We start from the raw sequence: 9,628 nt of genomic DNA, 5'->3' as shown, positions 1-9,628 counted from the left end.
TCCGCATTGCGCACGCCAGCCCAGCCTGGGCGAAATCCTGCTGCTGGGATCGCTGACGGCGTTCGGCGCCATCACTATCGATCTGTATCTGCCCGCCATGCCGGCCATCGCGCGCGAATTTGCCGCGTCCCCGGCAATGGTGCAGCTTACGCTGTCGACATTTTTTGTCGGCATGGCGGTGGGGCAGTTGTTTTTCGGGCCATTGTCGGATCGCATCGGGCGGCGACCGACCATTTTGATCGGGTGCGCGGTTTATATGGCCGCAAGTTTGGCCTGCGCGCTAGCCCCATCGATCGAGGCGCTGGTGGCGGGGCGATTCCTTCAGGCGCTGGGCTGCTGCGCCGGCATGGTCACCTGCCGGGCGATTGTGCGCGATCGTTATGATCACCGCGATTCAGCCCGCATATTCTCGTTGTTCATGCTGGTGCTGGCGGTGGCGCCGCTGCTGGCGCCCACGCTGGGCGGCTGGATTGCCGCGGCGGCCGGCTGGCACGCGGTGTTTCTGGTGCTGGTGGCGGTGGGCGCTGCCGTTGCGCTAGCCGTTGGCCTGCGGCTGGACGAAAGCCGATCGGCCGCCACCGCCGCTGCTGCCCGCCAAAGCTCGGTGCTGGCCAGCTATGGCCAATTGCTGCGCCAGCGCCGCTTGATCGGCTATCTGCTGGTGGGGGCGGCCAATGGCACCGCGCTGTTCAGTTATATCGCGGCGTCGCCAGATCTGGTGGTGGGCACCTGGGGATTTAGCGAAGGCCAGTTCGGCCTGGTGTTTGCCGCCATTGCTGCTGGCGTTGTCGGGTCCAGCCAGATCAACCGGGCGCTGCTGCGCCGTCACAGCCCGGATCGCATCCTGGCGGCGGCCAGCGTTGGTGCCGCCTGCGTGGGGGCGGCGTTGCTGGTTGCCGCCCTGGTGGGCGCGGCGCTGCCGGTCACGTTCGCGCTGCTGTTTGCCGCGCTTGGCTCAAATGGCCTAATTGCGGCCAATGCTTCGGCAGGGGCGTTGAATGTCGATCCGCTGCGGGCGGGCGCTGTGTCCGGTCTGATGGGCGGGGTGAATTTCGGGTCCGGCGCGCTGGCATCGGCGCTGGCAGCGGCGCTTTATGATGGCACGGCGGTGCCATTGGCTGCCAATATCGCTGCCGGGATGCTGGTGGCAGCGGCGGCCTATCATCTGCTGGCCCGCCCAGACGCTGTGCGGGCCGCAACCTCGGTATGACAGATGCTGCGCTGACACCGCGTGCCCTGCTGCTGGCGCTGGCCATTGTGGTCGTGTGGGGCACGAATTTTGTCGTGATCGCCTTTGCCCTGCACAGCTTGCCGCCGCTGCTGTTTGCTGCGCTGCGCTTTGCGGTGGTGGCGTTTCCGCTGGTTTTTTTCGTGCGCCGGCCGGATGTGCCGTGGCGCATCCTCGCTGGCTATGGCCTCGCCATTGGCGCCGGGCAATTCGGGCTGCTGTTCATCGCCATCAATGGCTATATTGCCGCTGGCCTCGCCAGCCTGCTGGTGCAAACCCAAGTGGTGTTTACCATCGCCATGGCTATGATCGGCAGCGGTGAGCGGCTGCGGCCGTTGCAGGCGGCGGCGCTGGTGCTGGCGCTGGCCGGTGTCGCGGTGATCGGCGCCAACACCGGCGGCGATGCAACCATCACTGGCGTGCTGTTGGTGCTGGGCGCGGCCTTTGCCTGGAGCCTGGGCAACATGGCGCAGCGTGCCGCCGGCAAGGTGGACATGCTGGCCTTCATCGCCTGGTCGTCGGTCTTTGCGGTGCCGCCGCTGGCCGGACTGGCCCTGTGGTTTGAAGGCTGGCCGGCGATTCGCACTGCGCTGGACGGGGCAACGCCTGCCATCTGGGCGGCAGTGGCGTGGCAAGCGGTTGGTAATAGCCTGTTCGGCTATGGCGCGTGGGGCTGGCTGCTGGCGCGCTATCCGGCTGCCAGCGTGGCGCCGCTGGCGCTACTGGTGCCGGTGTTCGGCATGGGATCGGCGGCATTGCTGCTGAACGAATCGCTGCCGCCGTGGAAACTGGCGGCAGCGACGCTAATTGTCGGCGGGCTTGGCCTCAATCTTCTGGCCGCCCGCCAACCGGGCAAAGCAAATCAGGCTGGCAAACGGAAATTATAGGCATCGGTTTTGGCAGCTGCGGCCTGCCAGGCCGGGCGGGCCTGCAACCGCTGCGCATAGGCCAGCACATTGGGAAAATGCGCGCCCAGCCCCTGCATGGCGCCGATTTCCGCGATGAAGCTCATCATGATGTCGGCGCCCGAAAGTTCGTTGTTCACCAGCCAGTCGTTGCTGCCAAGGCACTGGGAAAAATAGGCAACATGCGCGCCGATCTGTTCCTGGATGCGCGGCGTGAGCGGGGCTGCGGCTTCGCCAAGCCGGGCGGTGTACAGCGCCAACAAGAACGGCGTCATCGCCGAACCTTCCGCAAAATGCAGCCACATCAGATAGGCTTCATGGGCCGGTGTGCCGGGCTGCGGCATCAGCCGGCCGCCGCCGTGGGTGCGCAAGATATAATCGGTGATCGCGCCGGATTCGAAAATGATCTGGCCAGCGTCTTCCACCACCGGTGATTTGCCGAGCGGGTGAACCGCCTTGAGCTCCGGTGGTGCCAGATTGGTGGTGGCATCGCGGGCATAGGCCTTGATTTCGTAAGGCAGGCCCAATTCCTCAAGCAGCCACAAGATGCGCTGCGAACGGCTGTTGTTGAGATGATGAACGATGATCATGGCGTTTCTCCCCAAATCTTGATGTTGCTTGGAAGTTTGTGACTGATTCGGTTATGTCGGCACCATGGCCGCAATCATCCCCGAAGACGAACTGGAAGAATCGTTCGTTCGTGCCAGCGGGCCGGGCGGGCAGAATGTCAACAAAGTGTCGTCCGCGGTGCAGTTGCGCTTTGATGTGGTCAATTCCCCCAGCCTGCCCGAAGACGTGAAGCTGCGCCTGCTGCGGCTGGCCGGGCGGCGCGCATCAACGGGCGGCGTGATCATGATCAGCGCGATGCGATTTCGCGATCAGGTGCGCAACCGGCAGGATGCGCGGGATCGGTTGGCGGCGCTGGTGGAGGCGGCATGGGTGCGGCCGGTTCAGCGCCGCGCCACCCGGCCCAGCCTGGGATCGAAGCAGCGCCGGCTCGTCGGCAAGGCAGTGCGGTCGGGAATCAAGGCGGGGCGCGGCAAGGTCGCGCCGGATGACTGACCGGCGGGCGGCCTGCGACCTTTTAATCGCAACCGCAGCGCATTATCTTCGTTGTAACAGCAACTCAGAAAGGAATTGCCCATGAGCGACACCATCGAACCCAAAGACATTATCCCGGCCATCGTTGATGCAGTCGCCGACCCCGAGCACGCAGCCGGCAAGCTGGGCAAGCTCAGGGATGATTTGAAGGACCAGGCCGACAAGGCAATCCATGCCGCGCGCGATGCCGCCACCGCCGCTTATGACAAGGCCGCTGCCAAGGCCCGCGAACTTGCAGATGCTGCGCCTGAAAAAGCCCGTGAAGTCAAGGAGCGTGCCCAGAAGGCTGCCGAAGATGGCACCGCCAAGGTGCGCCAGACCGTGCAGGATCAGCCGCTGGCCGCGCTGGGTGCCGGCATCGCGCTGGGCTTTGTCGTCGGCTGGTTGATCAACAGCCGCAAGAATTGATAGCATCGGCGCTCCCGCCCTGTTGCGGGCGGGAGCGCTAGCGCCAGTGTTTCAACCAAGCGCCATCAGTGATGAGCGCCGGGTTCCTGCATCAATTCGATCAGCACGCCGCCGGTATCGCGCGGGTGCACGAAGATGATTGGCACGCCGTGTGCACCGATGCGCGGCTCCCCGGTGCCGAGCACAGTGGCACCGCGCGCCCGCATCGAATCGCGCGCGGCGATGATATCCGCCACTTCAAAGCAGACATGATGCTGGCCGCCGCTGGGGTTTTTCTTCAGGAACCCATGGATCGGCGACTCTGTGCCCAGCGGCTCGATCAATTCCAGCTGGCTGTTGGCCACATCGATGAACGCCACCCGCACGCCCTGCGCCGGCAGATCAAAGGGCGGCGTGGAAACCACGGCGCCGAACAGCCGGCCATACATCGCGATGGCCGCATCGATCGAAGGGCACGCGATGCCAACATGGTTGAGCCGGCCCAGCAGCAGCGGCGGCAAATCGGTCATGCAAAACATCTCCTGCGTTTGATCACGTCCCCACTTGCACGCACCGCAAAAGCCGGCAAGCTGGCTCTATGATCTACATTGTCATCAATGCCGTGCCGATCGGCCTGGCCACTGTGCTGGCGCTGCTGCTGGCGCAATTCGTCGATCGGCCGCGCGGCTGGGCGGCCTGGCTGGTCGCGGCGGCGGCGGCGGCGTGGCTGGGGGCGATACTGGCTGGCGCGCTGATCCTGGCACCGCCCAAGGCGCCGGTGTGGGTGATGACCATCGGTTCGGCGCTGGTGATCTGGGCCGGTTTCGTGCTGCCCACGCTGGCGACATCGCTTTTGCTGGCCGGGCAACGTTGGCGCCGCATTGCCAATGCCAGCCTGTGGTGGCTGGTGGTGATGCTGTGCCAGGCCGTGGTGATGCGATTGATCGGGCTGACGCCGCCCTGATCGGGCATCGTGGCCGGCACTGGTAACAGGCTGGCAACTGTGGTTAATCCCGGTGCAGCGGCAGGGGAAACCGAATGACGACAACAGGCGCAGCGGCAGGCACGCAATGATCCAGCTGACGGATGTTGGCTTGTTCAGCCATTTTATCGCGATGATTGCCTATCTGGGCCTGGCAGTGGCAGCGGTGATGCACCAGCGCGCGGCGTTCAATCTGGTGTTGGCGGCTGCGGCGTTGGCCACAGCGGCGTGGGCCGCCAGTTTTGTTGCCACCATGCTGATCGATCCTGGCTTGCAGCCATGGATTTCGCGCTTGCAAACCCTGAAGATAGCCGGCTGGATCGCACTATTGTTGTATCTGCTGCGCCCGTCCTGGCTGGGCGGGGAGGGCAGTGATCGCACATCATTCTGGGTTGGCGGCGTGCTTGGGTTCGTGCTGGCGCTGCAAATAGTCGTCGATTTTTCTGGTGCGGGGCAGGATGCGCTGATCGGCGAAGGCGATGTCACGGCCAGTTTCTTTTTGGTGGTGCGCATCGCCGTGTCGGTCACTGGGCTGGTGCTCAGTCACAATCTGTTCGTCAACAGCCGCGAAGCAGACCGATCCGGCATCCGGCTGCTGGCGATCGGGTTGGCTGGCCTGTTTGTTTATGATCTCAATTTTTACACGCTGGCATTTCTGCTGCCGCCGGGATCGCCTGATCTTTACAATATTCGCGGCGCTGTCGATGCGATTTTGGTGCTGCTGTTTCTGTTTTCCACGCGCGATGCGTGGATGAAGGGTGCGCGGGTATCGCGCACCGTGGCATTCCAGACCTTCGCATTCTCCGGGGTCGGATTCTATCTGATCGCCATGTCGCTGCTGGCCTATGCGCTCAAGCTGGTGGGCGGCGATTGGGGGGTGTTGCTGCAGGTTACCTTCTTGTGTGCCACGCTGCTGATGGGCACTGTGGCGCTGGTATCACCGCGCATGCGGGCGTGGCTGCGCGTGGCAATCGCCCGCAATTTCTACCGTTATCAGTATGACTACCGCAACGAATGGCTGCGCTTCATCGCCACCGTGTCGGCACCGGGCGAAGCGGCTGGCTTGCCGGTGCGGGTGGTGCAGGCGCTGGCCACGGTGCTCGATGCGCAAGGCGGCTGGCTGCTGGTGCCAGAAGATATTCGGCTGCAACCCATGGCCAATTGGCAGATGGCCGATCGCCAGCCCGAGGCAATTGCGGTGGACAGTGAATTGATCGCCTGGTTGTCCGCTCAGGATCGCACGCTCGATCTTGAACTGGTGCGATCGGGTGAGGCGCTTGATCCGCCGGTGTTGCCCGATTGGCTGCTGGCCGATCGCCGCTTCTGGCTGGCGGTGCCGGCGGTGAACCGGGACACTCTGGCCGGTGTGGTGTTGATCGGGCAAAGCCTGGTGCCGCGCCGGCTGGGCTGGGAAGACGAAGAATTGCTGCGCACGCTTGGCCGCCAGATCGGCAGCTATATCGCCGAAAGCAGCGGCCAGGCTGCCTTGGAAGAGGCCCAGCGTTTTGAGGAATTCAATCGCCGTTTTGCCTTTATTCTGCATGATATCAAGAATTTGGTTAGCCAATTGTCGCTGCTGGCGCGCAACGCCGAACGCCATGCCGACAATCCGGCGTTCCGCGCCGACATGATCGAGACGCTGAAAGTGTCGGTGGGCAAGATGAACGCGCTGCTGGCCTGGCTGTCCCAGCGTGCCAGCGGGGTCAGCGCGCCCGACGATGACGTGCCGGTCGACGGCCTGCTGCGCCAGCTCGTCAAATCGCGGCAGGGTGCATGGCCGTCGCTCAGCCTCAACCTGCCTGCGGAGCGGCCGCTTCCGGTGCGCGGCGATGGCGGCCGGCTGGAACAGATGTTTGCCCACCTGCTGCAAAACGCCATGGACGCCTCGCCGCCCGGTGCGCCCATTCGCATCGACATGGCGATGGCCGGTCCGGATGTGGTGATCACACTTGCCGATCGCGGTCAGGGCATGTCGGCGCGGTTCATCCGCCAGGATCTGTTTCAACCATTTCACTCCACCAAGCCCGGCGGCTTTGGCATCGGCGCCTACGAAGCGCGCGAAATTGCACGGGCGCATGGCGGCCGGCTTGACGTTGCCAGCCGTGAAGGCGAAGGCACGAGCTTCACCATCTCCCTGCCGATGGCCAAGGCGGCGACGATGGCGGCAGGTTTGGCAACAGGCAATATATTGCCCGCTGGTGTGGCGGGAGGGGAGCAGGCGTGACTGACAAGCCGATATTGCTGGTCGTGGAAGATGACCCCGGCCTGCAACGCCAGCTGAAATGGTCCTATGATGATCAGGAGGTGATCATCGCTGGCGACCGTGATGCCGCGATGGAGGCGTTGCGCACGCATCATCCGGTCGTGGTGACGCTGGATCTGGGCCTGCCGCCCGATCCCGACGGCGTTACCGAAGGCTTTGCGACGCTCGAAGCGATCTTGCAGGCCCGGCCGGCCACCAAAGTGATTGTGGCATCGGGTCATGGTGCCCGCGAAAGCGCCCGCCGCGCCATCGCGATGGGGGCTTTTGATTTCTATCACAAGCCGGTCGATATCGACGAATTGAGCTTGATCGTGCGCCGCGCCTATCATGTCGCTGGCCTGGAGGCGGAGAATCGCCGCTTGGCTGATAATGCCATGGGCAGCGACAAGGTGCTGGGCGGTATTGTCACCGGCGCGCCGGAAATGATCAAGGTGGCGCGCATGATCGAACGTGTCGCCACGGCCAACGTGTCGGTGATGCTGCTGGGCGCATCGGGCACCGGCAAGGAATTGCTGGCACGCGGGCTGCACAACGCATCCACGCGGGCCAAGGGCGCTTTCGTGGCTATCAATTGCGCGGCTATCCCTGAAAATCTGCTTGAATCGGAATTGTTCGGTTACGAACGCGGCGCCTTTACCGGCGCTGTGAAGATGCAGGAAGGCAAGATCGAGCTGGCAGAAGGCGGCACGCTGTTCCTCGACGAAGTCGGCGATATCCCCTTGCCGCTGCAGGTGAAATTGCTCCGATTCCTGCAAGAGCGCGTGATCGAGCGCATTGGCGGACGCAAGCAGATCCCGGTCGATGTGCGGATCGTGTGCGCCACCCACCAGAATCTCGAAGAGATGATCGGTCAGCAGCGCTTCCGTGAGGATCTGTTTTATCGACTCGCCGAAATCGTGGTGCGCATTCCCGGCCTGCGCGATCGGCCTGGCGATGCGGCCTTGTTGGGCCAATATTTCCTGACCAAGTTTTCGCGTGAAAATGGTAGGGAATTCAAGGGGTTCACGCCAGACGCCATCGCGGCCATGTCAGATTGGCACTGGCCCGGCAATGTGCGTGAGCTGGAAAATCGCCTTAAGCGCGCCGTGATCATGGCCGAAGGCAATCGCCTGTCGGCAAACGATCTTGATCTGATGGCCAAGGGCGATGAAGCGTCGATGACCCTGAAGGCAGCGCGCGAAACCGCTGATCGGATGGCCATCCGCCGCTCGCTGGCGCGCGGTGACAACAGTATCAGCGTAGCAGCCAAACTGCTCGGCATCAGCCGCCCCACCCTGTATGATCTGATGAAGCAGCATGGCATCGAAGTGCCCGATTGATCTGCTGATCGATCCGCCGGTTCACCCTTGCAACCGGCCCGGCCCATCAAGCCTGTTGCATCTGCGGCTGCCACCTTGTAGGCCGCGCAACGGCTCGGAGCGTAGCGCAGCCTGGTAGCGCATCAGACTGGGGGTCTGGAGGTCGCAGGTTCGAATCCTGTCGCTCCGACCATTTTTCCATTTCCCCCACATCATTCTGGTGCTGCGCCTGTCCTACACGAACCAAATTGGTTAATGATGCCGGCTCCTCTCACTGGAAAGGTGCCGCATATGTCGATTTTCAATGCCCTGATCGCGCCGGTTGCTGGTTTGATCGACAAGATTATTCCTGATCCAAAAGCCCGCGATGCCGCCAAGCTGGAGCTGCTGAAATTGCAGAACAGCCAGGAGCTTGAGCTGCTCAATGTGCAATTGTCCGCCATTGTTGCCGAAGCAAACAGCAATGATCCGTGGACCAGCCGCGCCCGGCCGAGCTTTCTTTATGTCATGTACGGGCTGCTGCTGTGGTCGGTACCGATGGGCCTGATCGCCGCCGTGCAGCCGCAGATGGCGCACGATATCGCCCAGGGCATGACCCGCTATCTGAATGGCTTGCCCGAACCGCTGTATGCGCTGTTTGGCACCGGCTATCTGGGCTATACCGCCGCCCGCCAGTGGGGCAAGACCAAGGGCACCGACAAATAATCTGCCCTCAGGCAAACCCGGCACGATAGTGCTGCGCCAGCCGGGCATAGCCGGCAGCGCCCGCCCGGTTGCCGGCAATCTCCTGCGGATTCAAGGCCCGCAGCAGCTTTGCCGGCCGCCCAGCCCATAATTCGCCAGTTGGCACGCGTTTGCCGGGCGTGAGCAGGGCGCCGGCGGCCAGCATGGCGTCGCCTTCGACCACGGCCCCGTCCAGCACGATGGCGCCCATGCCGATAAAGGCGCCATCGTCCAGCCGGCAGCCGTGAATGATGCAGCCATGGCCGATCAGCACATCATCGCCGATCACCGTATCAAAGCGGCCGCCGGTCACATGCACGATGCTGCCATCCTGAATATTGCTGCGTGCGCCCACCGTGATCGCCCCGACATCGCCGCGCAGCACGCAATTATACCAGACGGAACTGCCCGCGCCGATGGTCACCCGCCCGATGATCTGCGCGCCCGGCGCAACGAACACATCATCGGCAAGCAATGGTAGCGCCGAACCAAATGGGTGAAGGGTCATGGCTGCACCATGTAGACGATATGGCGTTTCAGCCGGTGACCATCGGCGATCCCGGGATGATCGAAATCCAGATCGCTGCGCCGCTGCATGCCCAGCCGCTGCATCAGGCCCCAGCTGCGGGTGTTGGCTTGCACGGTAAAGGCAGCGATGCGCGGCAATCCCTGTGCAAATCCCCACGCCAGGCAGGCCTGCGCAGCCTCGTGGGCCAGGCCGGCGCCCCAGTGCGCGCGGGC

The 9,628-nt window shown here is 63.5% G+C and carries 12 protein-coding genes and 1 tRNA gene; 9 read left to right on the top strand and 4 right to left on the bottom strand.

Annotated features, from left to right (window positions below; all coding sequences use genetic code 11):
* Both ABWP50_RS01565 and ABWP50_RS01560 read left to right on the top strand, forming a co-directional pair.
* A partial coding sequence (locus tag ABWP50_RS01565) for a multidrug effflux MFS transporter (RefSeq protein WP_353216227.1) occupies nucleotides 1–1,210 on the top strand: 1,210 nt, incomplete at its 5' end.
* A complete protein-coding gene (locus ABWP50_RS01560) occupies nucleotides 1,207–2,115 on the top strand; it encodes an EamA family transporter (protein WP_353216226.1) in 909 nt (302 codons plus the stop codon). The genes ABWP50_RS01565 and ABWP50_RS01560, both read left to right, overlap by 4 nt.
* Here ABWP50_RS01560 and ABWP50_RS01555 read toward each other — a convergent pair.
* On the bottom strand, nucleotides 2,091–2,723 hold the full coding sequence (locus ABWP50_RS01555; RefSeq protein ID WP_353216225.1) for a glutathione S-transferase family protein: 633 nt from the start codon (nucleotides 2,721–2,723) through the stop codon (nucleotides 2,091–2,093). The genes ABWP50_RS01560 and ABWP50_RS01555 overlap by 25 nt on opposite strands.
* A 64-nt stretch (nucleotides 2,724–2,787) precedes the next feature.
* Here ABWP50_RS01555 and arfB point away from each other — a divergent pair, with 64 nt between their 5' ends.
* Together arfB and ABWP50_RS01545 are read left to right on the top strand one after the other, a co-directional pair.
* Complete coding sequence (gene arfB / locus ABWP50_RS01550) at nucleotides 2,788–3,195, top strand: alternative ribosome rescue aminoacyl-tRNA hydrolase ArfB (protein WP_353216224.1); 408 nt, start codon at nucleotides 2,788–2,790, stop codon at nucleotides 3,193–3,195.
* Between the two features lie 81 nt (nucleotides 3,196–3,276).
* Nucleotides 3,277–3,642: a hypothetical protein gene (locus ABWP50_RS01545; RefSeq protein WP_353216223.1), complete on the top strand. Its 366-nt coding sequence runs from the start codon at nucleotides 3,277–3,279 to the stop codon at nucleotides 3,640–3,642.
* Between the two features lie 65 nt (nucleotides 3,643–3,707).
* Here ABWP50_RS01545 and mce read toward each other — a convergent pair whose 3' ends face one another.
* Nucleotides 3,708–4,151 carry a methylmalonyl-CoA epimerase gene (mce, locus tag ABWP50_RS01540; RefSeq protein WP_502950952.1) on the bottom strand — a complete coding sequence of 148 codons (444 nt, stop codon included), beginning with the start codon at nucleotides 4,149–4,151 and terminating at the stop codon, nucleotides 3,708–3,710.
* A gap of 68 nt (nucleotides 4,152–4,219) precedes the next feature.
* Here mce and ABWP50_RS01535 point away from each other — a divergent pair, with 68 nt between their 5' ends.
* From ABWP50_RS01535 to ABWP50_RS01515, 5 genes are all read left to right on the top strand, one after another.
* Nucleotides 4,220–4,585 carry a hypothetical protein gene (locus ABWP50_RS01535; protein ID WP_353216222.1) on the top strand — a complete coding sequence of 122 codons (366 nt, stop codon included), beginning with the start codon at nucleotides 4,220–4,222 and terminating at the stop codon, nucleotides 4,583–4,585.
* A 106-nt stretch (nucleotides 4,586–4,691) separates the two neighbouring features.
* On the top strand, nucleotides 4,692–6,827 hold the full coding sequence (gene prsK / locus ABWP50_RS01530) for an XrtA/PEP-CTERM system histidine kinase PrsK (protein WP_353216221.1): 2,136 nt from the start codon (nucleotides 4,692–4,694) through the stop codon (nucleotides 6,825–6,827).
* Nucleotides 6,824–8,185 (top strand): PEP-CTERM-box response regulator transcription factor, encoded by a 1,362-nt coding sequence (prsR, locus tag ABWP50_RS01525; RefSeq protein WP_353216220.1) that lies wholly within the window; start codon nucleotides 6,824–6,826, stop codon nucleotides 8,183–8,185. The genes prsK and prsR overlap by 4 nt, the downstream gene beginning before the upstream one ends.
* Before the next feature lie 95 nt (nucleotides 8,186–8,280).
* Nucleotides 8,281–8,357, top strand: a tRNA-Pro gene (locus ABWP50_RS01520).
* Between the two features lie 98 nt (nucleotides 8,358–8,455).
* Entirely contained in the window at nucleotides 8,456–8,869 is a 414-nt protein-coding gene (locus ABWP50_RS01515) for a holin family protein (RefSeq protein ID WP_353216219.1), read from the top strand.
* A 7-nt stretch (nucleotides 8,870–8,876) separates the two neighbouring features.
* Here the strand turns inward: ABWP50_RS01515 and ABWP50_RS01510 are convergent, their stop codons facing one another.
* Together ABWP50_RS01510 and ABWP50_RS01505 are read right to left on the bottom strand one after the other, a co-directional pair.
* Nucleotides 8,877–9,395, bottom strand: coding sequence for a gamma carbonic anhydrase family protein (locus ABWP50_RS01510; protein WP_353216218.1), 519 nt, complete (start codon nucleotides 9,393–9,395; stop codon nucleotides 8,877–8,879).
* A partial coding sequence (locus ABWP50_RS01505; RefSeq protein ID WP_353216217.1) for a GNAT family N-acetyltransferase occupies nucleotides 9,392–9,628 on the bottom strand: 237 nt, incomplete at its 5' end. The genes ABWP50_RS01505 and ABWP50_RS01510, both read right to left, overlap by 4 nt.

Origin of the sequence: Sandarakinorhabdus sp., assembly GCF_040398645.1 — a bacterium.
In the GTDB taxonomy this organism is placed as follows: Bacteria; Pseudomonadota; Alphaproteobacteria; order Sphingomonadales; family Sphingomonadaceae; genus Sandarakinorhabdus.
The sequence above is the reverse complement of the archived record's forward strand: the minus strand, read 5'-3'. Positions and strand labels throughout refer to the sequence as shown.

Coding starts and splice junctions, on each gene's coding strand:
- ABWP50_RS01560 (WP_353216226.1), top strand. CDS start 1,207: ATGACAGATGCTGCGCTGACACCGCGTGCCCTGCTGCTGGCGCTGGCC.
- ABWP50_RS01555 (WP_353216225.1), bottom strand. CDS start 2,723: ATGATCATCGTTCATCATCTCAACAACAGCCGTTCGCAGCGCATCTTG.
- arfB (WP_353216224.1), top strand. CDS start 2,788: ATGGCCGCAATCATCCCCGAAGACGAACTGGAAGAATCGTTCGTTCGT.
- ABWP50_RS01545 (WP_353216223.1), top strand. CDS start 3,277: ATGAGCGACACCATCGAACCCAAAGACATTATCCCGGCCATCGTTGAT.
- mce (WP_502950952.1), bottom strand. CDS start 4,151: ATGACCGATTTGCCGCCGCTGCTGCTGGGCCGGCTCAACCATGTTGGC.
- ABWP50_RS01535 (WP_353216222.1), top strand. CDS start 4,220: ATGATCTACATTGTCATCAATGCCGTGCCGATCGGCCTGGCCACTGTG.
- prsK (WP_353216221.1), top strand. CDS start 4,692: ATGATCCAGCTGACGGATGTTGGCTTGTTCAGCCATTTTATCGCGATG.
- ABWP50_RS01515 (WP_353216219.1), top strand. CDS start 8,456: ATGTCGATTTTCAATGCCCTGATCGCGCCGGTTGCTGGTTTGATCGAC.
- ABWP50_RS01510 (WP_353216218.1), bottom strand. CDS start 9,395: ATGACCCTTCACCCATTTGGTTCGGCGCTACCATTGCTTGCCGATGAT.